This window comes from Mycolicibacter virginiensis (assembly GCF_022374935.2).
In the GTDB taxonomy this organism is placed as follows: domain Bacteria; phylum Actinomycetota; class Actinomycetes; order Mycobacteriales; family Mycobacteriaceae; genus Mycobacterium; species Mycobacterium virginiense.
The window spans coordinates 525,539-551,019 of sequence record NZ_CP092430.2; the positions used below are offsets into that span (position 1 = coordinate 525,539).

General features: G+C 67.0%; 27 protein-coding genes. 21 read left to right on the forward strand and 6 right to left on the reverse strand.

All coding sequences use genetic code 11. The features are described 5' to 3' along the window. The first annotated feature begins 42 nt into the window (after positions 1-42). The 4 genes from MJO54_RS02600 to MJO54_RS02615 are packed head-to-tail and all read left to right on the forward strand — an operon-like array spanning position 43 to position 3,375. Positions 43-420, forward strand: coding sequence for a VOC family protein (locus tag MJO54_RS02600; RefSeq protein ID WP_105295654.1), 378 nt, complete (start codon positions 43-45; stop codon positions 418-420). Between the two features lie 11 nt (positions 421-431). Then, positions 432-971, forward strand: a complete 540-nt coding sequence (locus MJO54_RS02605) for a mycothiol transferase (RefSeq protein ID WP_105295646.1) — start codon at positions 432-434, stop codon at positions 969-971. A gap of 53 nt (positions 972-1,024) precedes the next feature. Beyond that, complete coding sequence (locus tag MJO54_RS02610) at positions 1,025-2,545, forward strand: aldehyde dehydrogenase family protein (protein ID WP_046283120.1); 1,521 nt, start codon at positions 1,025-1,027, stop codon at positions 2,543-2,545. Continuing rightward, positions 2,545-3,375, forward strand: a complete 831-nt coding sequence (locus MJO54_RS02615) for a hypothetical protein (protein WP_046283121.1) — start codon at positions 2,545-2,547, stop codon at positions 3,373-3,375. The genes MJO54_RS02610 and MJO54_RS02615 overlap by 1 nt, the downstream gene beginning before the upstream one ends. A 27-nt stretch (positions 3,376-3,402) precedes the next feature. On the opposite strand, the gene MJO54_RS02620 is transcribed toward MJO54_RS02615, so the two are convergent. Next, entirely contained in the window at positions 3,403-5,445 is a 2,043-nt protein-coding gene (locus tag MJO54_RS02620; RefSeq protein WP_065152631.1) for a prolyl oligopeptidase family serine peptidase, read from the reverse strand. 65 nt (positions 5,446-5,510) lie between these two features. On the opposite strand from MJO54_RS02620, the gene exaC reads away from it, so the two are divergent. From exaC to MJO54_RS02660, 8 genes are all read left to right on the forward strand, one after another. Next, complete coding sequence (exaC, locus tag MJO54_RS02625) at positions 5,511-7,034, forward strand: acetaldehyde dehydrogenase ExaC (RefSeq protein ID WP_046283123.1); 1,524 nt, start codon at positions 5,511-5,513, stop codon at positions 7,032-7,034. Positions 7,035-7,047: 13 nt separating this feature from the next. Beyond that, positions 7,048-7,464 carry a DUF779 domain-containing protein gene (locus tag MJO54_RS02630; protein ID WP_046283124.1) on the forward strand — a complete coding sequence of 139 codons (417 nt, stop codon included), beginning with the start codon at positions 7,048-7,050 and terminating at the stop codon, positions 7,462-7,464. Positions 7,465-7,493: 29 nt separating this feature from the next. Beyond that, positions 7,494-7,772 carry a putative holin gene (locus MJO54_RS02635; protein ID WP_064891224.1) on the forward strand — a complete coding sequence of 93 codons (279 nt, stop codon included), beginning with the start codon at positions 7,494-7,496 and terminating at the stop codon, positions 7,770-7,772. Continuing rightward, positions 7,765-8,313, forward strand: a complete 549-nt coding sequence (locus MJO54_RS02640; protein ID WP_105295647.1) for a hypothetical protein — start codon at positions 7,765-7,767, stop codon at positions 8,311-8,313. The genes MJO54_RS02635 and MJO54_RS02640 overlap by 8 nt, the downstream gene beginning before the upstream one ends. Positions 8,314-8,346: 33 nt before the next feature. Further along, positions 8,347-9,747, forward strand: a complete 1,401-nt coding sequence (gene lpdA, locus MJO54_RS02645; protein ID WP_046283126.1) for a dihydrolipoyl dehydrogenase — start codon at positions 8,347-8,349, stop codon at positions 9,745-9,747. Between the two features lie 212 nt (positions 9,748-9,959). Further along, complete coding sequence (locus MJO54_RS02650) at positions 9,960-11,276, forward strand: PPE family protein (RefSeq protein WP_046283127.1); 1,317 nt, start codon at positions 9,960-9,962, stop codon at positions 11,274-11,276. Positions 11,277-11,309: 33 nt separating this feature from the next. Then, positions 11,310-12,665 carry a PPE family protein gene (locus MJO54_RS02655; protein WP_046283128.1) on the forward strand — a complete coding sequence of 452 codons (1,356 nt, stop codon included), beginning with the start codon at positions 11,310-11,312 and terminating at the stop codon, positions 12,663-12,665. 7 nt (positions 12,666-12,672) lie between these two features. Beyond that, positions 12,673-13,011 (forward strand): DUF732 domain-containing protein, encoded by a 339-nt coding sequence (locus tag MJO54_RS02660; protein ID WP_046283129.1) that lies wholly within the window; start codon positions 12,673-12,675, stop codon positions 13,009-13,011. Between the two features lie 7 nt (positions 13,012-13,018). On the opposite strand, the gene MJO54_RS02665 is transcribed toward MJO54_RS02660, so the two are convergent. The 3 genes from MJO54_RS02665 to ramB are packed head-to-tail and all read right to left on the reverse strand — an operon-like array spanning position 13,019 to position 16,446. Next, positions 13,019-14,476 carry a DUF92 domain-containing protein gene (locus MJO54_RS02665; RefSeq protein ID WP_234821610.1) on the reverse strand — a complete coding sequence of 486 codons (1,458 nt, stop codon included), beginning with the start codon at positions 14,474-14,476 and terminating at the stop codon, positions 13,019-13,021. A 6-nt stretch (positions 14,477-14,482) separates the two neighbouring features. Continuing rightward, entirely contained in the window at positions 14,483-15,022 is a 540-nt protein-coding gene (locus MJO54_RS02670; protein ID WP_046283131.1) for a carboxymuconolactone decarboxylase family protein, read from the reverse strand. After that, on the reverse strand, positions 15,019-16,446 hold the full coding sequence (gene ramB / locus MJO54_RS02675) for an acetate metabolism transcriptional regulator RamB (RefSeq protein ID WP_046283132.1): 1,428 nt from the start codon (positions 16,444-16,446) through the stop codon (positions 15,019-15,021). The genes MJO54_RS02670 and ramB overlap by 4 nt, the downstream gene beginning before the upstream one ends. A gap of 84 nt (positions 16,447-16,530) precedes the next feature. Between ramB and MJO54_RS02680 the strand changes: the two genes are divergently transcribed. The 3 genes from MJO54_RS02680 to MJO54_RS02690 all read left to right on the forward strand — a co-directional run bounded on the left by MJO54_RS02680 (position 16,531) and on the right by MJO54_RS02690 (position 20,122). Then, positions 16,531-17,346 carry an acyl-[acyl-carrier-protein] thioesterase gene (locus MJO54_RS02680; RefSeq protein ID WP_046283133.1) on the forward strand — a complete coding sequence of 272 codons (816 nt, stop codon included), beginning with the start codon at positions 16,531-16,533 and terminating at the stop codon, positions 17,344-17,346. Between the two features lie 300 nt (positions 17,347-17,646). Then, entirely contained in the window at positions 17,647-18,933 is a 1,287-nt protein-coding gene (gene aceA / locus MJO54_RS02685; protein ID WP_046283134.1) for an isocitrate lyase, read from the forward strand. Between the two features lie 334 nt (positions 18,934-19,267). Further along, positions 19,268-20,122, forward strand: a complete 855-nt coding sequence (locus tag MJO54_RS02690) for a 3-hydroxybutyryl-CoA dehydrogenase (RefSeq protein ID WP_192830543.1) — start codon at positions 19,268-19,270, stop codon at positions 20,120-20,122. Positions 20,123-20,126: 4 nt separating this feature from the next. Here the strand turns inward: MJO54_RS02690 and MJO54_RS02695 are convergent, their stop codons facing one another. Both MJO54_RS02695 and MJO54_RS02700 read right to left on the reverse strand, forming a co-directional pair. Continuing rightward, complete coding sequence (locus tag MJO54_RS02695; protein WP_046283136.1) at positions 20,127-20,573, reverse strand: hypothetical protein; 447 nt, start codon at positions 20,571-20,573, stop codon at positions 20,127-20,129. Positions 20,574-20,735: 162 nt separating this feature from the next. Then, positions 20,736-21,449, reverse strand: coding sequence for a TetR/AcrR family transcriptional regulator (locus MJO54_RS02700; protein ID WP_046283137.1), 714 nt, complete (start codon positions 21,447-21,449; stop codon positions 20,736-20,738). Between the two features lie 104 nt (positions 21,450-21,553). On the opposite strand from MJO54_RS02700, the gene MJO54_RS02705 reads away from it, so the two are divergent. The 6 genes from MJO54_RS02705 to deoC all read left to right on the forward strand — a co-directional run bounded on the left by MJO54_RS02705 (position 21,554) and on the right by deoC (position 25,465). Continuing rightward, a complete protein-coding gene (locus MJO54_RS02705; RefSeq protein WP_192830544.1) occupies positions 21,554-22,888 on the forward strand; it encodes a DUF445 domain-containing protein in 1,335 nt (444 codons plus the stop codon). Positions 22,889-22,975: 87 nt separating this feature from the next. Further along, entirely contained in the window at positions 22,976-23,368 is a 393-nt protein-coding gene (locus tag MJO54_RS02710) for a helix-turn-helix domain-containing protein (RefSeq protein WP_046283138.1), read from the forward strand. Positions 23,369-23,428: 60 nt separating this feature from the next. Beyond that, entirely contained in the window at positions 23,429-24,046 is a 618-nt protein-coding gene (locus MJO54_RS02715) for a hypothetical protein (RefSeq protein WP_046283139.1), read from the forward strand. Between the two features lie 43 nt (positions 24,047-24,089). After that, entirely contained in the window at positions 24,090-24,371 is a 282-nt protein-coding gene (locus MJO54_RS02720; protein ID WP_046283140.1) for a DUF2516 family protein, read from the forward strand. A gap of 3 nt (positions 24,372-24,374) precedes the next feature. Then, a complete protein-coding gene (locus MJO54_RS02725; RefSeq protein WP_052741114.1) occupies positions 24,375-24,782 on the forward strand; it encodes a DUF2599 domain-containing protein in 408 nt (135 codons plus the stop codon). After that, positions 24,782-25,465: a deoxyribose-phosphate aldolase gene (gene deoC / locus MJO54_RS02730; RefSeq protein WP_046283141.1), complete on the forward strand. Its 684-nt coding sequence runs from the start codon at positions 24,782-24,784 to the stop codon at positions 25,463-25,465. The genes MJO54_RS02725 and deoC overlap by 1 nt, the downstream gene beginning before the upstream one ends. The last annotated feature ends 16 nt before the right edge of the window (positions 25,466-25,481 follow it).

A 25,481-nucleotide genomic window follows, 5' to 3' on the forward strand; every position in this document is an offset into this window, starting at 1 on the left:
TTAATCTACGACCCTGCGGTTCCTCATGCCAGGATGTATTCCGTGATCGACCACGTGGGCATCAACTGCATCGACTACGCCAAATCGCAGCAGTTTTACGACGCGGTGCTTGGCGTCTTGGGCTACACGCGTCAGCTGGATGTCGGTGTGGCGCTCGGCTATGGACGAGACGGAAAGCCGACGTTCTGGATCGCCGACGCCAGCGCGGGTGATGCCTCCGGCCCCAACCGCGAGGTCCACGTCGCCTTCAGCGCCGCTGACCCCGAGCAGGTGCGGGCGTTCTACGACGCCGCCGTGCAACTGGGTGCCGAGTCCCTGCACGCACCGCGGCTGTGGCCCGAATATCACCCCGGCTATTTCGGCGCCTTCGTCCGCGATCCGGACGGCAACAACGTCGAGGCGGTCTGCCACCAGGCGTAGCGTCGGGCGGTATGACGGAGAACGACACAAACGCCGCTCTGCAGGTGCTGCTCCGCGACGCATTCACCCGGCTGATCGAGCACGCCGACGAACTGACTGACGGGCTCACCGATGAGGTGGCCGACTATCGGCCGACGGCGCAGGCCAACAGCATCGCGTGGCTGCTCTGGCACAGCGCGCGGGTGCAGGACATTCAGATTGCCCAGGTAGCCGGCGTGGAGCAGGTGTGGACCCGCGACGGCTGGGTGGACCGGTTCGGGCTGGACCTGCCGCGTGATGACAGTGGCTATGGGCATAGCCCCGACGATGTCGCCAAGGTTCATGCCCCGGCAGGCCTGCTGGCGGGCTATTACCGCGACGTGCATCAGCTGACTCTGGGCTACCTCGACGGCGTCACCGCCGACGAACTGGCTCGGGTCGTCGACACCCATTGGGATCCGCCGGTGACCGCGGGGGTCCGGCTGGTCAGCATCATCGACGACTGCGCCCAGCATCTGGGGCAGGCCGCGTACCTGCGGGGCATAAAAAGCCAGGGTTCTCCCCAGACTTGACACGTGTCGAGGCCCGGTGCGATCCGGGTCACAGCTCGGACTAGCATGGCGCCATGACCGCCACCAACTCAGTTGCCGCCTTCACCGGCACCGGAACCGTGTTCAGCCCCGCCACCGGGGAGACTGCCGGCGAGGTCCAGTGGACCGACCCTGCTGACGTCGAAAAGATCGCGGCCGGGCTGCGCACCGCGCAACGGGAGTGGGAGCACCGCGGCGCCAAGGGCCGGGCCAAGGCCCTGGCCCGTTTCGCTTTGTGGCTCGGCGACAACCGGGACGAGATCGAGAAGCTGCTGATCGCCGAGACCGGCAAGTCCAGCACCGATGCCGCGCAAGAGGTGCCCCTGCTGATCATGATCCTGTCGTACGTGATCAAGGTGATGGAGAAGGCGGTGGCCCCGGAGACCCGGCCGGCGCCGCTGCCCGTGATGAGCATCAAGAAGATCGCCATCCATTTCCGGCCTCGGCCGGTGGTCGGCGTGATCGCGCCGTGGAACTACCCGGTGGCCAACGCGCTGATGGATGCCATCGGCGCTTTGGCGGCCGGCTGCGCGGTGCTGCTCAAGCCGTCCGAGCAGACCCCGCTCACCGCCGAAGTGCTGCGCCAGGGCTGGCTGGCCTCCGGCGCCCCGGACGTCTTCGCGGTGGTGCAGGGTGCGCGCGAAGTGGCCGAAGCGGTGATCGACAACTCCGACTACGTGCAGTTCACCGGCTCCACCGCCACCGGGCGCAAGGTCGCCGAGCGGGCCGCCAGCCGGCTGGTGCCGGTCAGCCTCGAACTCGGTGGCAAAGACCCGATGATCGTGTGCGAGGACGCCGACATCGACCTGGCCGCGCACGCCGCGGTGTGGGGCGCAATGTTCAACGCCGGGCAGACCTGCGTATCGGTCGAGCGGGTGTACGTGCTGGAGCCTGTCTACGACAAGTTCGTTGCCGCGGTCGTCCGCGATGTCGAGGCGTTGCAGATGGGCACCGGCGAGGGCAAGCACTTCGGCGCTTTGATCAGCGACCAGCAACTCGCCATCACCGAGCGGCACGTCAAGGAAGCCGTGGCCGCCGGAGCGCGTGCACTGACCGGCGGGGAACGGGCAAACGGTCCGGGCAGCTTCTACCCGCCCACCGTGCTGGTCGACGTCGACCACTCGATGGCCTGCATGACCGAGGAGACCTTCGGCCCGACCCTGCCGATCATGAAGGTCGCCAGCGTCGACGAGGCGATCCGACTCGCCAACGACAGCTCCTACGGGTTGAGCGCCTCGGTGTTCTCTCGTGACGTCTCGCGGGCCAAAGACATTGCCCTGCAGCTGGACTGCGGAGCGGTGAACGTCAACGACGTGATCTCCAACCTGATGTGCACCACGGCACCGATGGGTGGCTGGAAGACCTCGGGCATCGGAGCGCGATTCGGTGGTGCGGACGGCATCCGCAAGTTCTGTCGGCAGGAGACCGTCGTCGTGCCGCGCACCAATGTCGGCGCGGGCGGGAACTTTTACCACAACTCGCTGAAGACGCTGGCGCGAACCAACCGGATGCTCACCAAGCTGGCGCTGGCGCGGCCGCGCCGCACCGCAAAATAGTGCGCGTCTTCACCGCGACGCTGTTCTGGCTGCTCGCCACCGCAACCCTGGTGGTGGCGCTGCCGACGGCGTGGGCGCAGTACAACCTCATCGATGCTGACGGGTACGCCCGGCTGGCGGCCCGTGCCGCGGCTCAACCGGCCCTACAAGACGCGGTGGCGGCAGAGCTGAGCGCTCAGACGGTGCAGCTGATCCGGGGGAGCGGCTTCGGCATCGACCCCTCGGAGGTACGTCAGGCCGCCCGCGAATTCACCGCTGGGCCGTCGTTTCCGGCGCAGTTCGTCCGGGTCAACCGGGACGGGCACGCGTGGCTGCTCAACGTCGGCGATCCCGGTCCCTGGGAGATCGACGTGATACCGATGCTGCGTGACGACGCGTTCGCGCAGCTGTTGTCCGACTACCCGATTACGCTGCCCGCCTCGTTGACGGTGCCGCTGACGTCGACGTCCACCGAGGTGATGCGGCCCGGCGGGTTGCACCGGCTCGCGGTGTGGGGACCGTTACTCACCGTCGTGCTGGGCGCAATGGCCGGACTGTGCGCGATCCTGACGCTGATCGCGGCACGGCATCGCGGCAGGGCCTTGGCGAGCCTGGGTGTTTCGGCGCTGCTGGTGGGTGCGGTCGGCTGGTCGGGCGTCGAAGTGGCGCGGCGCCTCCTCGACCAGGTGCTCAGCCAGGCGACCGGCGACATTCGCCGGATCACCGATGCCCTGGCTGATGTGGCCGAAGGCAGCCTGCACCTGTGGCTCAATCTGACCCTGGCGACCGGGGCGGTGTTGGTGCTGGTCGGGGTGGGAATCGCGCTGGCCGGCGGACTGCGCAAGTCCTGACCTTCGGTGGCCGGGAGAACGGCGTTGTCAGCCCTGATTGCCCAGCATCCGCCACAGGAACGAAAAGCTCAGCGCTGACTTGAACGCCGCCTGTGCGTTGTCGGCCGCGCCACCGTGCCCGCCCTCGATGTTCTCGTAGTACCAGACCCGATGCCCGGCGTCCCGCAGTGCCGCGGTCATCTTCCGGGCATGCCCCGGATGCACCCGGTCGTCGCGGGTGGAGGTGGTGATCAGCACCGGCGGGTAGTCGGCATCGGCTGAAATATTCTGGTACGGCGAGTATTTACTGATGAAGTCCCACTCGTCGGGGTCGTCCGGGTCGCCGTACTCGGCCACCCAGGAAGCTCCGGCGAGCAGCAGGTGGTAGCGGCGCATGTCCAGCAGCGGCACCTGGCACACCAGTGCGCCGAACAGGTGTGGGTAGGCGGTGAGCATGATGCCCATCAGCAGCCCGCCATTGGAGCCGCCCACCGCGCCGAGCTGCTCGACGCGGGTGATGCCGCGGTCTACCAGATCGGTTGCCACCGCTGCGAAATCCTCGGCCACCAGGTGCCGTCCGGCGCGCATCGCCTGGGTGTGCCAACCCGGCCCGTACTCGCCGCCGCCCCGGATGTTGGCCAGCACGTAGGTTCCGCCGCGCTCCAGCCACAGCCGGCCCAGCACGCCGTCATAACCCGGGGTGCGCGCCACCTCGAATCCGCCATAGCCGCCCAGCAGTGTCGCGCCGGTGGCGTTTGCCGGGCGCACCACGAAGTACGGGATCGCGGTGCCGTCTTTGGAGGTGGCGAAGTACTGGCTGACGGCGAGTCCGTCGGCATCGAAAAACGCCGGAGCCGACTTGATCTCGGTCAGTGTCCCGTCCACAGGGCCGTGTAACAGTCGCGACGGGCGATCGAATCCGCTTGAGTCCAAGAAGATCTCGTCGCCGGTGTCGTCGGCGGCCGCGATCACGGTGTTGGTGTTGGCCGGTACCTCGGCGACGGGACGCCGCTGCCAGTCGCCGGGCCTGACGACCTCCACCCGGCTGGCCACGTCGTGCAGGGTGACCAGGATCAGTCGATCGCGGGTCCACGCGTAGTGGTGCAGTGCGGTGTGGGCGTCCGGTTCGAAGATGACGCTGCACTGCGCTGTGCCGGCAAGGAATTCGTCGTAGTCCGCGGCCAACAGCGAGCCGGCCCGATAGGTCGCGGTGCCGGTGTCCCAGTCGGTGCGCAGATCGATCAGGATCCATTGCCGGTGTACCGACACCGAGGCGTCGGTAGGCGCGTCGATGCGGATCAGCTCTTGCTGCCCGGGGAGGCCGCGCAGTTCGTAGACTTCGTCGTTGAAGAAGTCGATCGCCCGCGACACCATGGTTCGTTCGAATCCCGGGGTGCGATCGCGGCCCGCGGCGACCACCACATCGGTGGCCGACCCGGTGAACACCGTCTCCGCCTGCGCCAGATCCTGGCCGCGGCGCCATCGCTTCACCATCCGGGGGTATCCGGACTCGGTCAGCGAGTCGGCGCCGAAATCGGTGCCGACCAAGACGGTGTCGTCGTCCTCCCAGCCGATCCGCGTCTTGGCCTCGGGAAGCTCGAAGCCTTGGCCGGCGGGCCCGACGAATTCCCGTGTGGCCATGTCGAATTCACGTACCACCACGGCATCCGATCCGCCGCGGGACAGCGATATCAGGGCCCGGGTGTGGTGGGGTTCGATCACGTTGGCGCCGCCCCAGACCCAATTCTCGTCGTCGGCGCGGGCCAGCTCATCGAGGTCGATGACCACATCCCACTCCGGGCTGTCGGTGCGGTAGCTGTCCAAGGTGGTGCGTCGCCACAAGCCGCGCGGGTTGGTGGCATCACGCCAGAAGTTGTAGAGGTATTCGCCGCGACGTCGTACGTAGGGGATACGAGCGTCGGTGTCGAGCACCTCGCGCGCGGTGGCGCGCATCGCTTCGAAGTCGTCGCCGGCGAACTCGTCGACGGTCGGATCGTTGTGGGAGCGCACCCAGTCCAGTGACTGCTCACCGGTAACGTCCTCCAGCCACAGGTACGGGTCGTCAAAGTCGCGGGCAGGATGCGCAGGCATGGAAGTCATTGTGACCACGACGGTAGTGTGAGGTGAGTAACACCCACGGCTAAGGAGCAGCATCGATGACCGTTTTCGCACGTCCGGGTTCCGCAGGCGCGCTGATGAGCTACGAGTCCCGCTACGGGAACTTCATCGGGGGGCAGTGGGTGGCACCGGTCGGCGGTGAGTACTTCGAGAACACCACACCGGTCACCGGTCAGCCGTTCTGCGAGATCCCCCGCTCCACGGCGGCCGACATCGACCTGGCGCTCGACGCCGCACATGCGGCCGCCCCGGCGTGGGGCAAGGCGTCCCCGGCCGAACGGGCGGACGTTCTCACCAAGATCGCCGACCGGATCGATGCGCACCGCGAGCAGCTGGCGGTCGCCGAGGTGTGGGACAACGGCAAGCCGGTCCGCGAGACGCTGGCCGCCGATATCCCGCTGGCCGCGGATCACTTCCGCTACTTCGCCGCGGCGATCCGCACCCAGGAGGGTGCGCTGAGCCAGCTCGACAACGACACCGTCGCGTACCACTTCCACGAGCCGCTGGGCGTCGTCGGCCAGATCATCCCGTGGAACTTCCCGCTGTTGATGGCCGCCTGGAAGCTGGCGCCCGCCCTGGCCGCCGGCAACGCGGTGGTGCTCAAGCCGGCCGAGCAGACCCCCGCCTCGATCCTGTATTTGATGAGCCTGATCGGCGACCTGCTGCCGGCGGGAGTCGTCAACGTGGTCAACGGATTCGGTGTCGAGGCGGGCAAGCCGCTGGCGACCAGCAACCGGATCGCCAAGATCGGCTTCACCGGCGAGACCACCACCGGCCGGCTGATCATGCAGTACGCCAGCCAGAACATCATTCCGGTCACCCTGGAGCTGGGCGGTAAGAGCCCCAACATCTTCTTCTCCGATGTGCTGGCAGCCAACGACGACTTCCAGGACAAGGCGCTGGAAGGGTTTGCCGGGTTCGCCCTCAACCAGGGCGAGGTGTGCACCTGCCCGTCGCGGTCATTGGTCCAGGCCCCCATCTACGACGAGTTCCTGGAGCTGGCCGCGATCCGCACCAAGGCGATCCGCCAGGGCGATCCGCTCGACATCACCACGATGATCGGGGCGCAGGCCTCCAACGACCAGCTGGAGAAGATCCTGTCTTACATCGCGATCGGCAAGGAGGAGGGCGCCACCACCGTCACCGGCGGCGAACGCGCCGAGCTGGGCGGTGAGCTGTCCGGCGGCTACTACGTGCAGCCGACGATCTTCGCCGGCCACAACAAGATGCGCGTCTTCCAAGAGGAGATCTTCGGCCCGGTGGTGTCGGTGACGTCGTTCACCGACTACGACGACGCCATCGCCATCGCCAACGACACCATCTACGGGCTGGCCGCCGGGGTGTGGAGCCGCGACGGCAACACCGCCTACCGGGCCGGTCGCGACATCCAGGCCGGGCGCGTGTGGGTCAACTGCTACCACGCCTATCCCGCGCACGCGGCGTTCGGCGGGTACAAGCAGTCCGGCATCGGCCGGGAGAACCACAAGATGGTGCTCGACCACTACCAGCAGACCAAGAATCTGCTGGTGTCCTACTCCCAGTCGGCGCAGGGTCTTTTTTGATGGGCCTGTTCTGATGGACGCACCGGACCGGGTGCTGATCACCGAGGCGGCCGCCGAGCTGGTGGCGCGGCTGGTGGCGCGTCACGGTCCGGTGATGTTCCACCAGTCCGGTGGCTGCTGCGACGGGTCGGCGCCGATGTGCTACCCCGACGGTGACTTCATCATCGGTGACCACGACGTGCTGCTCGGGATACTGGACCTGGAAAACGGGAGAGCCGGCATCGAAGTGCCGGTCTGGATCTCCGGTCCCCAGTTCGCCGCCTGGAAGCACACCCAGCTGATCATCGACGCGGTCCCGGGCCGCGGGGCCGGGTTCAGCCTGGAGGCACCCGAGGGCATCCGGTTTCTGACCCGTAGCCGGGCCTTCACCGACGACGAGAACACACTGCTGGAAACAATCCCGGTGATCACCGGGTCGTTACCACGCTGACCGGCGCGATCGCCGTAAAATCTGGTGGTGTGATTCCGCTGCCACGCCCCTGGTTGTTGAGCAGCGCCATGCTGGTCGGGGTAGCGGTCGGCGTCTTGATCGGGATCGGCTTGAGCCTGGTCATCACCGCTCCGCTGCGCCCGGACGTCGCGATCACGCTGGTGCTCGGCGCGCCCAGCATCGCGGGCCTGGTGCTGGTGTTCGTCTCCTCGCGCCGGTGGGTAACCGCCCTGGGTGCGTTTCTGCTCGCGATGGCGGTCGGGTGGTTCGGCGCACTGGCCGCGATTCAGGCGGTGTCGGGTGTCTGAAGCCACCGACACCGGGTCACTGCCCATGACCGAGCCGCATATGGCCCCGATCTTCGACACCGGGCCGCACCCGGTCCCGCTGCCCGGCCCGGCCGAGATGCGGGACGAACCGAACACCGGTGACGAGCCGATTCCGTGGCCCGACCCGGAAAGCCCCATGCCGGCATCCGCGCTGCCACCGGCCAAGCCACCCAAACCGGTGGTCCTCACCGGCCAATACCAATTCCTGAAGTGGTGGCAGCTGGCCCTGGTGCTGTTGGCAGTGTGGACACCGGCAGCCGGGATCGGCCTGGGACTGTTCTCCTGGTGGTACAGCCTGGCCGACAAGACACCGGCCGTCTTCGTGGTGCTGATCTATGCCGCGGTGTGCGTGGTCGCCGGGCTGATCGTGGCGATGGTGGGAGAGAAACCGCTGGTATCGGCGGTGGCAATCGCCTTGATGTCGGCGGTGTTCGCCGCCGCGGTCGCCGCGGCGCCGCTCTACGGGCACTACTACTGCCAGCATGTGAGTCGCTGCGTCGCCGGAATCATCCCGTACTGAGCCTCCGCGACGAGGGCCCGTTAGGGTGGGCACGTGACCCACTATGACGTCGTCGTTCTTGGAGCTGGTCCCGGCGGATATGTTGCGGCCATTCGCGCCGCCCAGCTGGGCTTGAACACCGCCATCATCGAGCCGAAGTACTGGGGCGGGGTCTGCCTCAACGTCGGCTGCATTCCCTCGAAGGCGCTGCTGCGCAACGCCGAGCTGGCACACATCTTCTCGCGCGAGGCCGCCACGTTCGGGATCAGCGGCACGGCCACCTTCGACTACGGCGCCGCGTTCGACCGCAGCCGCAAGGTCGCCGAGGGCCGGGTGGCCGGCGTGCACTTCCTGATGAAGAAGAACAAGATCACCGAGATCCACGGCTACGGCACGTTCACCGACCCGAATACGCTGTCGGTGGCCCTCAATGACGGTGGTACCGAGACGGTTACGTTCACCAACGCGATCATCGCCACCGGGTCGAGTACCCGGCTGGTGCCGGGCACCTCGCTGTCGGACAACGTTGTCACTTACGAGCAACTGATCCTGAGCCGGGAGCTGCCCAGCTCGATCATCATCGCCGGCGCCGGAGCGATCGGCATGGAGTTCTCCTACGTGCTGGCCAACTACGGCGTGGACGTCACCGTGGTGGAGTTCCTGCCGCGCGCGCTGCCCAACGAGGACGCCGACGTGTCCAAGGAGATTGAGAAGCAGTTCAAGAAGCTGGGCGTCAAGATCCGCACCGGAACCAAGGTCGAGTCCATCTCGGACAGCGGCGCCGGCGGCCAGGTGACGGTCACGGTCAGCAAGGACGGACAGACCGAGGAGCTCAAGGCCGACAAAGTGTTGCAGGCCATCGGATTTGCCCCCAACGTCGACGGCTACGGACTGGAGGCGGCGGGCGTCGCCCTGACCGAGCGTCGCGCCATCGGCGTCGGCGAGTACTTGCAGACCTCGGTGCCGCACATCTATGCCATCGGTGACGTCACCGGGCTGCTGCAGTTGGCGCACGTCGCCGAGGCGCAGGGTGTGGTGGCCGCCGAGACTATCGGCGGCGCCGAAACCATGTCGCTGGGTGATTACCGGATGATGCCGCGGGCAACTTTCTGCCAGCCGCAGGTGGCCAGCTTCGGGCTCACCGAGGAGCAGGCCAAGGCCGAGGGTTACGACGTCAAGGTGGTGAAGTTCCCGTTCACCGCCAACGGCAAGGCGCATGGTGTGGGCGACCCGAGCGGGTTTGTGAAGTTGATCGCCGACGCCCGCTATGGCGAGCTGATCGGCGGGCACCTGGTCGGCCACGATGTGTCGGAGTTGCTTCCGGAGCTGACCCTGGCGCAGAAGTGGGATCTGACGGCCAACGAGCTGGCCCGCAATGTGCACACCCACCCGACCATGTCCGAGGCGCTGCAGGAGTGCTTCCACGGCCTGACCGGCCACATGATCAACTTCTGACGGCGGTACGGCGGGCTCAGCTGCTGATGCCGTGGCGGTGTGGCGGCATGTGCAATTTCGGGGAAACTGCCAAGTGCTTGGAGACTGCGCGTAGTTTTGGGCGTGTCGCCGACAGGTGGACGCGACGAGGCGGTGGGGTCGCCAGAACCGCGGTCACGAGTCAATGACGGCCAACGGTCCCTGCGGGGGGATCGGGTGCCGGACTGCCAGTCATGCAGTCCTTCGTGACGCGGAGGAATGTTCAGGTGGGTGTTCAGGGTTGGTTGGTCGACTTCGGAGCGTTACCGCCTGAAATCAACTCCGGCAGAATCTATTCCGGGCCCGGTTCGGCGCCCATGCTTGCCGTCGCCAGTGCCTGGGCGGGGTTGGCCACCGAGCTGCATTCCGCGGCAGCCTCTTATGAGACGGTGATCGCAGACTTGACGAGCGCGGGTTGGCACGGCCCCTCGTCGGAGTCAATGGCTGCCGCGGCGGGACCGTATGCGGCGTGGTTGGCTGCCACTGCGGTGCAGGCCGAGCGGACAGCTGTGCAGGCCAAGTCGGCGGCAGGCGCCTACGAGGCCGCTTTTGCGGCGACGGTGCCACCGCCGGTGATCGTGGACAACCGGATTCTGACCGCGACATTGATCGCGACAAACATTCTGGGGCAAAACACCGCGGCGATCGCCGCCGCCGAAGCCCAGTATGCCGAGATGTGGGCCCAGGATGCCGGGGCGATGTACGGCTATGCGGCAGCCTCCGCGGCCGCAACCCGGCTGGGCATGTTTGCCTCACCGCCACCCACCACCGACAGCGCCGGGCATTCCGCTGCGCCGAACGCGATGGCGTCGGCCGCCGGGTCTGGGGCCGCCGTCGTGCAAAGCCTTACCGCCGGGGCTGCTGCGCCCACGACGGCTGGGGCCGGACTGACCGAGATCATGAACACTTTGACCAATGTCATCAACACGATTTCGGGGCCCTACACCCCGCTGGGCTTCGCGAGTCTGCTGAAGAGCTGGTGGCAGGTCAGCATCAGCATTCCCAACCTGGGCACCGGCATACAAAGTCTGGGACCGTTCCTCAATCCCAAGATGCCGACAGGCCTCCTGACGCCGCTGCTCTCCAGCGAGCTGCTGACCAAGCCATTCCCGCACCTGGCGACGCCGACGGCGGTGGTGGCACGGGCGGGGCTGATCGGATCGCTGTCTGTTCCGCAGAATTGGGCCGCGACCGTCCCCGCGATCCGTGCGGTGACGACGGCCTTCGATGAAGGAGCGGCCAGCACCGGTCCTGCGCTTGCCGGTGAGGCGCAGAGCGCCATGTTCGGCGAGATGGCCCTGTCGAGCGTCGCCGGGCGGGCGCTCGGAGGTGGTGCCACCACGGCGATGTCCGGGCCGGCCGGCCGGAGTGCGCCTGCGGGCGCCCGCGTGGCCGGCCGCCCGGTCAGCCGCGTGCTCGCTGGCGGATCCGGCCGCCTCACCAGCGAGGAGGTTGCCGAGGAAATCGCCACCACATCCACCGTCATCGTCATCCCGCCGAACCGGAAATAGCCCGCGGCTACGGGGCTAAGGAAGGAAAGAGCAATGGTCCTCGGGGATTTCGCCGCGCGGCCGCCGGAGGTCATCTCCGGTCAGATCTATACCGGACCGGGTGCCGGATCACTGCTGGAGGCGGCCACCGCGTGGGACCGGTTGGCCGCGGAGCTGAACTCGGCGGCGGCTGCCTATGGCTCGGTGATCGCCGGGTTGGCGGGCGAGGCGTGGCTGGGGCCCTCGTCGGTGTCCATGGCGGCCGCCGTCGCGCCTTATCTGAGCTGGCTGTCGACCACGGCCGGTCAGGCAGCGCAGGCCGCGGCCGAGGCCCGGGCCGCCGCCGCGGCCTATGAGGCGGTGCTCGCGGCCACAGTGCCACCCGCGATGATCGCGGCCAACCGCAGTCAGCTGATGTCGCTGATGGCAACCAACCTCGTCGGGCAGAACTCCGCGGCGATCGCAGCCACCGAAGCTCAGTACGGACAGATGTGGGCGCAAGATGTCGTCGCGATGATCGGGTACGCCAACGCGTCGACCGCCACCGGGACCCGGTTGACCCTGTTCACCAAACCACCTCAAACCAGAAGCGGCGCCGCGCAGGCCACCACTGCGCCTGGTACCGCTGCGGCGGGCGCCCTGCAGCCGATACTCGATCTCATCAACGACCTCACCGCGGGCTACAAGAGTTTCTGGGAGGCATTGCTGGGAGCACCTGCATCGGCCCTGTGGGAAGCATTCTTCGGTTTCGCCCAGACCATAGGCAACCAAGCGACCTGGACCAACGTCGTCAACAGTACGACCAGCCTAGGCATCGGGCAGTTCAAGAACTTCTACCGAGCACCGGTGGTCACCGTCTCGAAGTCGCCGCTGCATGCCGGACTTTCCGGGCCAGGACTGAGATCCCCGGCTGGCGGTGGGACAACCACCCTTTCGGCCAGTGCGGGCAGCGCGCCGGCGGTCGGGGCGCTGTCGGTGCCACCGAGCTGGGCAGGCGTCACCCCGGCCATCAGGCTGGCCTCCGCTGCCCTCCCGGGCGCCGGCGCGGCAGCGGTTCCGGCGGCAGGATTGCCGGCAACCCTTCCCACTGAGGCGGCATTGGGCAGTATGACCGGCGGCATGCTGGGCAGCCCAGTCGCTCGGGTCGTCAGCTCGGCCAAAGTTCCATCGAAGGTATCCACCGCCAAGCGACTCAAAGAGCCGGTTCAACTCGACCGCGTTATCGAATGTCTGCAGGAACAGCCCGACGCGGTGCAGCACTGGACCGTCGATGAAGCCGGCCTCGATGACCTCGTTGCGGAGCTGACCTTGAAACCCGGTATCCACGCGGTTCACGTCCTGGATGACGACGAAGCTGCGGTGATTCCCGGTCAGGTAGGCACGAACGCGCGCGACTACGCGGAACCGTAGTGGCGACGTGAGGAAATTTCGGCTGGTGCTTCTCGGTATCGCGACGGGGATCAGGGTCGCCGTGCCCGTGCACGCGCAGCCCACCGAGGCCGCCGACCCGACGGGCGACGATTCGGCCTTCCTCGCCGAGCTGCAGAAGGCGGGGATCGCCTATCCCGACGACAACGGAGCCGTCGAGGCCGGCAAAACGGTGTGCCGGTTGGCCAATCACGGCGAAACGGCTCTGCAGGTGCTCAATGACCTGCGAGCTGCTGACCCGGCATTGACGCTGCACGGCGCGGCGATGTTCGTGACGATCGCCGCGCGGACATATTGCCCGCATCAGCTCGACGCGCTCGATTCGTGACCGGCGCTCAACCCCCGAGAAGCGCGAAAACCCCGTATCCCACCACCATGCCGGCCACGTTCGCACAGGCGTTGACCGCGTCGTTGCCCACCCACCGCCAGCCGGTGGAAGGCTGCGTCGGCGCGCCGCAGTGCATGTCGTCCTCCACCGTGGCGCCGCACGTCGCGCAGACGAAGCGGGCCTGCACCGTGGCGCCGATCAGGGTGTCGGCCAGGGAGCCGACGACGCCGGCCGCCAGACCCACCGGCACCATCGCGAGGCCGCCGAACAGGGCGCCGAACGCGCCGACGGCCAGCGCCCCGAGCACCGTCGCACCCGAACCCAGCGGGGATACCGCTCCCGAGGTGCCCTTGGGCACCCGGGCCCAGGTGCGCAGCGACAGCGGCTCATGGGACGAGAATCGCCCGATCTCCGAGGCCCAGGAATCGGCGATGCCGGCCGCGATCCCGCCGATCGACACGGCGTACCAGAGCGGATCACCGGTGAACGCATAGCCGATGACCGGAACCAGCACCGGCAGGCCGGCATTCACCGCGACCTGGCTCATGGTGCGCATGCCCCCGGTCCGGACCGGGCGGCGATACGCGGTGAGCAAGCTGGTCAGCGAGAAGAACAACGCGGCCGGGATGATCCAAGCCCATCCGCCGAGGCCGACGGCCACTCCGGCGATCAGGCCGCCACTGAGCGCTCCGGGTAGATCCAGCCAGCGCATCCGCAGCATGAACGGCACGATGGCGCAGCCGAATACCACCGCGGCCAGCCACCGCAGCGCGTCGTCGGTCGACAGCTCCCGCGCCACGTGCAGCAGCAGCGCGACCCACGGCGTGATCAGCAGGTTGTCTGCCGCCGGCAGCACCAGAAGTTCCACAGCGGCGGTGGTCATCGCGACGAACAGCGAAACCGACACCGCCATAAACGTATTCAGTTCAAGACCGACCCGGCAGAACACCCACGACACGGCGAACGCGATGGCCACGAAGGCCACCGACCCCTCCAATGAGCGCACCCCGCCGCCGGCTTCGACCCGGTGCCTGCCGTAGCGGTCCCCGATCAGCGCCGCACCGGCGTCGGCCAGCCCCAGCACCACCACGCCGGCAGCGATGGCGACCCGATCCGGCCAGAACGCCAGCACCGCGACCAACGCCCCGGCGGCGAAGCCCACCAGTCCGTAATCGCGCGACCGGGTGCCGTCGAAGACGCCGGGGACCGGGATCAGACCGCGCTCTACGATGACCGTCAAGGCCACCGTCGCCGCCGCCAGCACGCCCGCCACCACCACTCCGTGCGACAACTGGAAGGCCGCCAGGGCGGCGAACAATCCGCACAGCGCGTGCGGGACCTTGCGGGTGACCAACGGGCTGGCCCCCCGTCGTGCCAGCGCGCGCCCGACCACGATCAGGACCGCTGCGATCAGCAGCACCCCGCCCCCGGCGACGGCCAGGTCGTGGTTCACGGTAGCTGTCACGCAGGACTACTCATCGAAGTCCAGCGGCACCCGCAGTGCGCTCAAGGTGGCGGCCAGTGCGTCGTATTGGCTGGTCAGCATGACGAATTCGATCAGTCGGGGACGATCCAGATGTTCGGCCAGCTGTGCCCAGGTGGCATCCGAGAGCGTGCGGGTCTGAACCAGTTCGTCGACGCCGGTCAGCAAGACCCGCTGCCGGTCGGTGAGCCCGTCCGCGCCGGGGCCTTCGAAGATCAGTGTCTGGGTGGCGTCATCGATACCGACCGCCCGGGCCATCCGGCGATGGTGCTGCAGTTCGTACTGGCTGTCGCGCAGGTGCCCCACCCGCAGGATTACCAACTCGGTGTCGCGGTTGGAGAGCTTGCCGCCGCGCATGAGCATCCCGCCGAACGGCAGCCAGGACCACATCAGCCGCCGGTGCTGGCCGAGGGTGGTGAACAGGTGCGCCCGGGGCACGTGCTGGCGCAGGGCGACGACTTTGCAGACCAGCCAGTTCGTGACACCGAGGTCGCGCAGGCCGGGAGAATCGGGGATACGAACAGTCACCGCTGTTGCTTTACCAGATACGGCGAGACAGTGCTGCGATGTTCGTTGAGATCCAGGTCACGGCCCAACGCGGGGAAGGCTCGCTGCGGGCAGTTGTCGTGGTCGCAGACGCGGCAGCCCACCCCGATCGGGGTGGCCGGGACGTCGTGGCCGGACGCCAGATCCAGGCCTTCGGAGTAGACCAGCCGGTGTGCGTGGCGCAGTTCGCAACCGAGCCCGATCGCGAAGGTCTTGTCCGGTTGGCCCCAGCGCGAGGCGCGACGTTCCACGGTGCGGGCCACCCACATGTACTTGCGGCCGTCGGGCATCTCGGCGATCTGCACCAGGATCTTTCCCGGGTTGCCGAACGACTCGTAGACGTTCCACAGCGGGCAGGTACCGCCGCTGGAGGAGAAATGAAAGCCGGTGGCTGACTGCCGTTTTGACATATTGCCGGCTCGATCGACCCGGACGAAGGAGAACGGCACGCCCCGCATCGACGGCCGCTGCAGGGTGGAGAGCCGGTGAGCGATGGTCTCGTAGCTGACACGGTAGAAAGCCGACAGCCGTTCGATGTCATAGCGGAATGTCTCGGCGCTGTCGTGGAACTGACCGTAGGGCAACACGATCGCCGCCGCGAAGTAGTTGGCCAGCCCGAGCCGGGCCAGCGTGCGGGAATCCTTCGAGGTGAACTTTCCCTCTTCCACCATGGCCGAGATCTGATCGTCGAATTCCAAATAGGCCAGTTCGGCGGCCATCTTGAATACACGCTGTCCCCAGGACAGGTGGTTGGAGATGTCCAGGGTGCGGGTTTCCGCGTCGTAGCGGTGTAGCACCGTTTCGCCTAGGTCAATGCGACGGTTGATGTGCACCCCGTGCACCTCGGTGAGCCGATTGGCCAGCTCGACGGCCAATTCGCCCTGGTGTCGGCGCATCCGGGTGGCCAGATCTTCTGCGGCGGTGTCGAGTTCGTGCAGGTAGTTCTGGCGCTGATAGAAGTAGTCGCGGACCTCCTCGTGCGGCATGGTGATCGCGCCGGTGCCGCTGCCGTCGGAGAAGCGCTCCTCGGTGGCCGCGGCGAGTTGGGCCGTGGTGATGCGGTAGCGGCGGTGCAGGTTGACCATCGCGTGGGCCAATTTGGGGTGGGCACTGACCATTTCGGCCACCTCGGCCAGGTCCACATCGATGTCGAGGTCGCGGTCCATGGCGACCTCGCGCAGCTCGGCGACCAGCCGGGTGTCGTCCTGGGAGGCGAAGAAGCTGGCGTCCACACCGAAGACCTCGGCGATTCGCAGCAGCACCGCGACGGTCAGCGGACGAACGTCATGCTCGATCTGGTTGAGGTAGCTCGGTGAGATCTCGAGCATCTGGGCCAACGCAGCCTGACTGAACCCGCGTTCGCTGCGCAGCTGGCGCACCCGGGCGCCGACATACGTCTTGGCCACCTCATCGAGCCTACCTGCTGCGAAGGCGGCATTCGCATTGTTGGCATGGCATGATCCGCTCAGGGAAAGACCACGGGAGCAGCGATGCAGCAGATGCAGGAGCCGATCGGCCTGGCCAAGGTTTTGATGCCGGTGCCGGACCCACATCCCGACGTGTTCGACCGACAGTGGCCGTTGCGGGTCGCCGACATCGACCGCCTGGGCCGCCTGCGGATGGATGCGGCGGCTCGCCACATCCAGGACATCGGCCAGGATCAGTTGCGCGAGGGCGGATATCAGGAGACCCACCCGCTGTGGATCGTCCGGCGCACCATGATGGACCTGATCGCACCGATCGAGTTTCAGGACATGCTGCGGATGCGGCGTTGGTGTTCGGGTACCTCCAACCGGTGGTGTGAGATGCGGGTTCGCATCGATGGCCGCAAGGGTGGGCTGATCGAATCCGAAGCGTTCTGGATCAACATCAACCGCGAGACGCAGGGGCCGGCGCGGATGTCCGAGGACTTCCTGGCCGGGCTGAAGCGCACCACCACCGTTGATCGGCTGCGCTGGAAGGCTTATCTGAAGGCCGGTGGTCGTGAGGATGCGGACGAGATCCACGAATACCCGATTCGGTTCACCGACATCGATCTGTTCGACCATATGAACAACTCGGTGTACTGGAGCGTGGTCGAGGACTACCTGTCGGGTTACCCCGAGCTGCTCGACGCGCCTCTGCGGGTCACGCTGGAGCACGACGCGGCGGTCGCGCTGGGCGACAAACTAGAGATCGTCTCCCACGTCCACCCGGCTGGATCGACTGATCAGTTCGGGCCCGGACTGGTCGATCGCACTGTTAGAACGCTCACATACCTCGTGGGCGAAGAGGTCAAAGCCCTCGCCGCGATCTTCCCGCTGTAACACGTTCTAGTCAGTACGGGCGTACTGCTAAAACCTGCGCTGACCAGTGTGGATATGTTACCGACCGGTAGCTTTTGGCCTGATTTCGCGACGGGGTTTCCTCACGGTTCTTCGCAAACTTTGCAATTTGTTCGCGATGCATGGCTGAAGTTGGCAACGGAAACGGCTGGACCTGGGGAGATGTCCTGTGTCAAGGTCGCATTAACACACCAGTGAATCGATCGGGGTGTTAGCAAAGCCGGGAAGCAATTCTCGGGTCCGGCGACCCCGGCCGATCGAGAACGCAAAGGAGCGCATCCTATGTCGACCGTTGGCACGCCGAAGAGCCCCGAGCAGATCCAGCACGACTGGGACCACAACCCGCGTTGGAAGGGTGTCACCCGCACCTACTCCGCCGAGGATGTCGTCGCGCTCCAGGGCCACGTCGTCGAGGAGCACACCCTGGCCCGTCGCGGCTCCGAGGTGCTGTGGGAGCAGCTGCATGACCTGGACTACATCAACGCCCTGGGCGCGCTGACCGGCAACATGGCCGTCCAGCAGGTGCGGGCCGGGCTGAAGGCCATCTACCTGTCCGGGTGGCAGGTCGCCGGTGACGCCAACCTGTCCGGCCACACCTACCCCGACCAGAGCCTCTACCCGGCCAACTCGGTGCCGCAGGTGGTGCGCCGGATCAACAACGCGCTGCTGCGTGCCGACGAGATCGCCAAGGTCGAGGGCGACACCTCGGTGGACAACTGGCTGGCCCCGATCGTGGCCGACGGCGAGGCCGGCTTCGGTGGCGCCCTCAACGTCTACGAGTTGCAGAAGGCGATGATCGCCGCCGGTGTCGCAGGTTCACACTGGGAGGACCAGCTGGCCTCGGAGAAGAAGTGTGGCCACCTGGGCGGCAAGGTGCTGATCCCCACCCAGCAGCACATCCGCACCCTGACCTCTGCCCGGCTGGCCGCTGACGTCGCCGACGTGCCGACCGTGGTGATCGCCCGGACCGACGCCGAGGCCGCCACCCTGATCACCTCCGATGTCGACGAGCGCGACCAGCCGTTCATCACCGGTGAGCGGACTGCGGAGGGCTTCTACTACACCAAGAACGGTCTGGAGCCGTGCATCGCGCGGGCCAAGGCCTACGCGCCCTACGCCGACCTGATCTGGATGGAAACCGGTACCCCGGACCTGGAGCTGGCCAAGAAGTTCGCCGAGGGCGTCAAGGCTGAGTTCCCGGACCAGATGCTGGCCTACAACTGCTCGCCGTCGTTCAACTGGAAGCAGCACCTGGACGACGCGACCATCGCGAAGTTCCAGAACGAGCTGGGCGCCATGGGCTTCAAGTTCCAGTTCATCACGCTGGCCGGCTTCCACGCGCTGAACTACTCGATGTTCGATCTGGCCCACGGCTACGCCCGCAAGCAGATGAGCGCCTACGTGGAGCTGCAGGAGCGCGAGTTCGCGGCCGAGGAGCGGGGCTACACCGCCACCAAGCACCAGCGCGAGGTCGGTGCGGGCTACTTCGACCGGATCGCCACCACCGTCGACCCGACCTCGTCGACCACGGCGCTGGCCGGCTCGACCGAAGAGGGCCAGTTCCACTGAGCCGAGTGGCGCCAGCCACGAGGCGAGGTGGAACCGACGGTGTGAGCCACTGAGCCGAGTGGCGCCAGCCACGAGGCGAGGTGGAACCGACGGTGTGAGCCACTGAGCCGAGTGGCGCCAGCCACGAGGCGAGGTGGAACCGAAGGTGTGAGCCACTGAGCCGAGTGGCGCCAGCCACGAGGCGAGGTGGAACCGAAGGCGTGAGCCACTAGGCCGCAAGGGAAGAGATTTCCCGGGGTGGAAGTCGGATTGCACCGCGGGGGAGTTGACAGCGCAGGCCCCGCCCAGCCAGCCTGGGCGGGGCCTGTTGCTGCCGTTGACTGAAAGGGAGACCGTGTCGATCCAACGAGTAGGTGTTATCGGAGCCGGGCAGATGGGCGCCGGAATCGCCGAGGTGTCGGCGCGTGCCGGCGTCGAGGTGAAGATCTTCGAGACCACCGACGCACTGGTCACGGCAGGCCGCAACCGGATCGTCAAGTCGCTGGAGCGCGGCGTGAGCGCCGGCAAGATCACCGAGCGCGAGCGCGACGACGCCGTCGGCAACCTGACCTTCACCACCGACCTCGGCGAGCTGGCGGATCGTCAGCTGGTCATTGAGGCTGTCATCGAAGACGACACGGTCAAGTCCAAGATCTTCGCCGAGCTGGACCGGGTGATCACCGACCCGGACGCCGTGCTCGCGTCGAACACCTCGTCCATCCCGATCATGAAGATCGCCGCTGCCACGCAGAACCCGCAGCGGGTGTTGGGCCTGCATTTCTTCAACCCGGTTCCGGTGCTGCCGCTGGTCGAGCTGGTCAGCACGCTGGTCACCGACGCGAGCGCCGCCGACCGCACCGAGGAGTTCGCCAGCGCGGTGCTCGGCAAGCAGGTGGTGCGCTGCTCGGACCGCTCCGGCTTCGTGGTGAACGCCCTGCTGGTGCCCTACCTGCTGTCGGCGGTTCGGATGCTCGAGTCCGGGTTTGCCACCGTCGAGGACATCGATAAGGCGATCGTTGCCGGCCTGTCGCACCCGATGGGTCCGCTGCGGCTGTCCGACCTGGTGGGCCTGGACACGCTGAAGCTGATCGCGGACAAGATGTACGAGGAATTCAAGGAGCCGCTCTACGCCGCGCCGCCGCTGCTGCTGCGCATGGTCGAGGCCGGCCAGCTGGGCAAGAAGTCCGGTCGGGGCTTCTACGCCTACTGATCCGCTAGTGCGTGGGGCTCACGCCAAACGCGAACCAGCACGGTTTGCCCTCCATGGGTGAGTCGAACGGCGACGCGGTGCGGGTCAAACCGCCCGGCGGTATCAGGGTCGGAACCCCGTTGAAGATGACGCAGGCGGAGTTGGTGATGAGGTCCTGTGGTGGCCGGTCACCGGGCGGGCTGTTCTGACCGTTCTGGCCGGCGGCGCGGGCCGCCTGGTCGGCGGCGTTCTGGGCCTCGCCGATGGCCCGATTGGCGATACCGGCGCCGCACGCCTGCGGGTCCTGCGGTTGCTGGCCCTGGTCGCCGTTGGCGCAGGCGTCCTGGCCCTGCCCGGGCGGCTGTTCCGGGTCGTCCGCGCTGGCCGGTGCGGCACAGCCGAGGAATGCTCCGGCGGCGATCAATGCCGACAGGACCGTCTTGGCGGCCAGCCGGTAACCCGTTGTGGCCATGGTGGGGCACCTGCCTTCTCTCGATAGGACTTCGCGTCACAACTGGTCGGTTCTGATGACCCGTTTGCGACGGTAGGAGATGCAGCCCTTGAGAGATACAGGGATTTCCCTGGAAAATGGCAGTGCCTGGTGGGGTAGGCCAGGTCGACCGGCAGACCGCGCCTACGCGTCGGCGGCCCGGCGCCACGGCAACACGGGCGACGGGTGCGGGTCGGCATTGAACTTCTCCAGTGACCCGCCCACCTCGACGATGCCGTACAACGCGCTCCAGGCGAACATGGTCAGGTAATCGATCAACTCGTCAGCGGTCATCCGCGGGCCTAGCAGCCAGGAGTGGGTGGCCAGCTGCACAGCGCCGACGATCATGTAGGACCACGGCTCGACACCGCTGGTGTCCATCTTGGCCTGGTTCATCCGGATCCGCAGCATCACTGCGAGCATCCGGGCGATGATCCGTTCGGAGTCGGCGATCACCTTGCTCTTGGCCGCGGAGCTGTTGGCCATCACGAACCGGTACGGCTCGGGCTCGGAGGCGACGGTGTCGACGTACACCCGGATGATTTCGCGGGTCAGGTCGAAGCCGTCCAGATTCGACGAGAGTGCCTTGGTCATGTTCGGGATCAGCGTGGTCTGCGTGAAGCGCATCATCACCGCGGTGGTGAGGTCGTTCTTGTCAACGAAATACCGGTACAAGACCGTCTTGGAGACGCCGATCTCTGCGGCGATCTCATCCATGCTCACGTACTGGCCGCGGCGCCGGATCGCCTCTATCGTGCCGTCGATCAGGTCGTTCCGGCGCTCGACCTTGTGCTGGTGCCAACGCCGCTTACGACCGTCGGTCTTGACGGCACCGGTACGGAGCTGATTTGCCACCATTGCCGATTCCCATTCGCTAGACGCTATAGATAATACGGGCCCGTACAGCAAACTTTGTGAGCTGGTAACAGTTACCGGCGGTCTCGACAGTGGATGATGGTGTAGTGGTGCATCCAGAGAACCCGTCGAGTTGGCCGGGCGCCGCGCAAACCGTGCAGTCGTTGGCGGAGTCGTTCGCGGGCGCCGATCCGGACGCGGATGCGGTTCGATTGCGTGATCTGCGCCGGATGAAAGTGGTGGCGCTGAGTTTCCTGCTCGGCGCCACTGTGGTCTTCCTGCTGTGCCGATGGGCGCAGGCTGACGGCACCGCTCCAGTCTGGGTGGGTTACGTCGGCGCCGCGGCCGAGGCCGGCATGGTCGGCGCGCTGGCGGACTGGTTCGCGGTCACCGCACTGTTCAAGCACCCGCTGGGTATACCTATCCCGCACACCGCGATCATCAAGCGCAAGAAGGACCAGCTCGGGGAGGGGTTGGGCACCTTCGTGCGGGAGAACTTCCTGTCGCCGCCGGTGATCGAGACCAAGCTGCGCGACGCGCAGATCGCCGGACGGGTGGGTAAATGGCTCTCGGAGCCGACGCACGCCGAACGGGTGGCCGCCGAGACCGCGACCGTGCTGCGGGTCCTGATCGAGATGCTGCGCGACGACGACGTCCAGGAGGTGATCGACCGGATGATCGTGCAACGCATCGCCGAGCCGCACTGGGGTCCGCCGGTCGGCCGGGTGCTGGGCTCCCTACTGGCGGAGAACCGGCAGGAGGCGCTGATCCAGCTGCTGGCCGACCGGGCCTTCCAGTGGTCGCTCAATGCCGGTGAAGTCATCCAGCGGGTGGTGGAGCGCGATTCGCCGACCTGGTCGCCGCGGTTCGTCGACCACCTGGTGGGCGACCGCATCCACCGTGAACTGATGGACTTCACCGACAAGGTGCGCCGTAATCCCGATCACGAACTGCGGCGCAGCGCGACCCGATTTTTGTTCGAGTTTGCCGACGATCTGCAGCACGACCAGGCGACCATCGCGAAGGCCGACGCGGTCAAAGAGCAGCTGATGGCCCGCGAGGAAGTCGCCAACGCCGCGGCGACGGCCTGGCGGACGCTCAAGCGGCTGGTGCTCGAAGGTGTCGACGACCCATCCAGTGCGCTGCGGACGCGGGTGGCTGCGACGGTGGTCCAGGTCGGAGAATCGTTGCGCGACAAGGCCGAACTGCGCGACAAGGTCGACAATTGGATCGTGCGGGCCGCTCAGCATCTGGTCGGCCATTACGGGGTGGAGATCACCGCGATCATCACCGAGACCATCGAGCGCTGGGATGCCGCCGAGGCGAGCCGGCGAATCGAACTGCACGTGGGGCGTGACTTGCAGTTCATCCGGATCAACGGCACGGTGGTCGGCTCGCTGGCTGGCCTGGCGATCTACGCCATAGCTCAACTTATGTTCTGACCTGCGCTAGCAAGTGCTTGCAAAAGTTAGCACTGAGCCGTATCGTGGCACGTGTCAGCAATTGCCAGTCCACGAAAGGGGTCACCGGTGTCGCAGGATGACAAGCTCGCCGCGGTGGTCTCCACGGCAGCGGCGGATATCGGTAGCTTCATCCGGTCCCAGCGCGAAGCCGCGCAGGTGTCCATGCGTCAGCTGGCCGACAAGGCCGGCGTCAGCAACCCGTATCTGAGCCAGATCGAACGTGGACTGCGCAAGCCTTCCGCTGACGTCCTCAACCAGATCGCCAAGGCCCTCAGGGTTTCCGCCGAGGTGCTCTACGTCCGGGCGGGAATTTTGGAGCCGAGCGAGAAGAGCGAGGTCCGTGACGCCGTCATCGCCGATGCAGCGATCACGGAACGGCAGAAGCAGGTTCTGCTCGACATCTACACCTCCTTCGTCCAGCAGAACGAAGCCGACGGTGAGGAGACGCCACCTGACTGATCCTCTGTCGTTCTCCTGACCGAATTACTACGCACGATTTCAACCCGAAAGGAACCCGACATGGCCGAGAACCCGACCATTGATGAACTGAAGGCCCCGCTGCTCGCCGCGCTCGGCGCCGCCGATTTGGCGCTGGCCACCGTGAACGACCTCGTTGCGAACCTGCGCGATCGTGCCGGCGAAGCCCGCGAAGACGCCAGCACCCGCGTTGAGGAGAGCCGCGCTCGCCTGACCAAGCTGCAGGAGGAACTGCCCGAGCAGCTCGCCGAGCTGCGGGAGCGCTTCACCGCCGAGGAGCTGCGCAAGGCTGCCGAGGGCTACGTGGAGGCTGCCAGCGACCGGTACAACGACCTGGTGGCGCGCGGTGAAGCCGCCCTGGTGCGGCTGCGCAACCAGTCCGGTCTGGACGACGCCTCGGCGCAGGTGGAGGGCTACGTCGACCAGGCCGTCGAGCTGACCCAGGAGGTGCTGGGCAACGTCGCGTCGCAGACCCGTGAGGTCGGCGAGCGCGCCGCCAAGCTGGTCGGCATCGAGCTGCCCAAGAAGGACGAGCCCGCGCCGGCTCCCGCCAAGAAGGCTCCGGCTGCCAAGAAGGCCGCCCCGGCTGCCAAGAAGGCTCCGGCGAAGAAGGCTCCGGCCGCCAAGAAGGCTCCGGCCAAGAAGGTCACCCAGAAGTAGTCGCAGTTCGACGCCCGGGACGGTGCCCGCCTAGGCTTGCAGCGTGATCGCTGCGAACCTGGTGGGTACCGTCCTTGGCGTTTTGCAGATCGCCGTCTTCGCGACGTCGGTGTACGCCTTCGTCCACGCGGCGATGCAGCGAGCCGACGCCTACACCGCCGCCGACAAGCTCACCAAGCCGGTCTGGCTGGTGATCCTCGGGGTGTGCGGGCTGCTGGCCTTGGTGCTGCAGGTAATGGGGATGGCGATCGCGGCCTGCGCGGCCGGGGTCTACCTGGTGGACGTGCGACCGCGACTCCTTGAGGTCCAAGGCAAGTCCCACTAGCCCATGCTGCGTGCGTTCGTCCTTGCGGCCTCCGGTGGCGCGGCCGCGGTGCTGGGTGCGGCACCGGCCAGCGCTGACACCGGGCTGTTCGGCTATGTCGACCACACCGAGTGGGTCAGCTACGACGGCCGGTCGAGCCTGCGGGTCTACCCGACCCCCGCTGCGCGAGCTGCGGCCCTGCGGCTCGACACCGACAGTCCGGGCGAACAGGCTTGGCGGGAGGTGCTCGCCAGCGCTCCCGACGTCGATACCCCTGGCATGCGCGACCAATTCCTCTGCCACTGGAGCTACGCCGAGTTCGCCCGACCGGGCAAGACCAGCTGGAACCTTGAGCCGTGGCGACCCGTCGTCGACGGCGTGACCATGCTCGAATCCGGATGCAATCCGGGTGCCGCCGAGGAGGCCTTCTGATGCCCACCACCCGACGGGACCGCGGCCAGGTGGCCAAACTGGTCGACCACACCCTGCTCAAACCCGAAGCCACCGCGGAGCAGGTGGTTGCCGTCGTCGCCGAAGCCGCCGAACTCGGTGTGGCCGCGGTATGTGTATCGCCGTCGATGGTGGCCATAGCGGCCGGGGCCAACCCCTCCGGCGTCCCGATCGCCGCGGTCGCAGGGTTCCCGTCCGGCAAGCATCTGTCGGCGGTCAAGGCCCAGGAGGCCGCTCTGGCCGCAGCGGATGGGGCGGCCGAGATCGACATGGTTATCGACGTCGGCGCGGCACTGGCAGGTGACTTTGCCGCGGTGAGCGCCGACATCGCCACCGTGCGTGCCGCGGTGCCCCAGGCGGTACTCAAGGTGATCGTCGAGTCCGCTGCGCTGCTGGAGTTCGCCGGCGACGCCGCTCTGGTCGCTGCCTGCCGGGTCGCCGAAGACGCCGGCGCGGATTTCGTGAAGACCTCCACCGGATTTCATCCGTCCGGCGGGGCGAGCGTGCACGCGGTATCACTGATGGCCGCCACGGTCGATGGCCGGTTAGGGGTCAAGGCCAGCGGCGGTATCCGCAGTGCCGACGATGCGCTGGCCATGATCGAGGCCGGGGCGACTCGACTGGGGTTGTCCGGCACTCGGGCGGTGCTCGACGGACTGGGGTAGCCCGGCTGGGTGACTA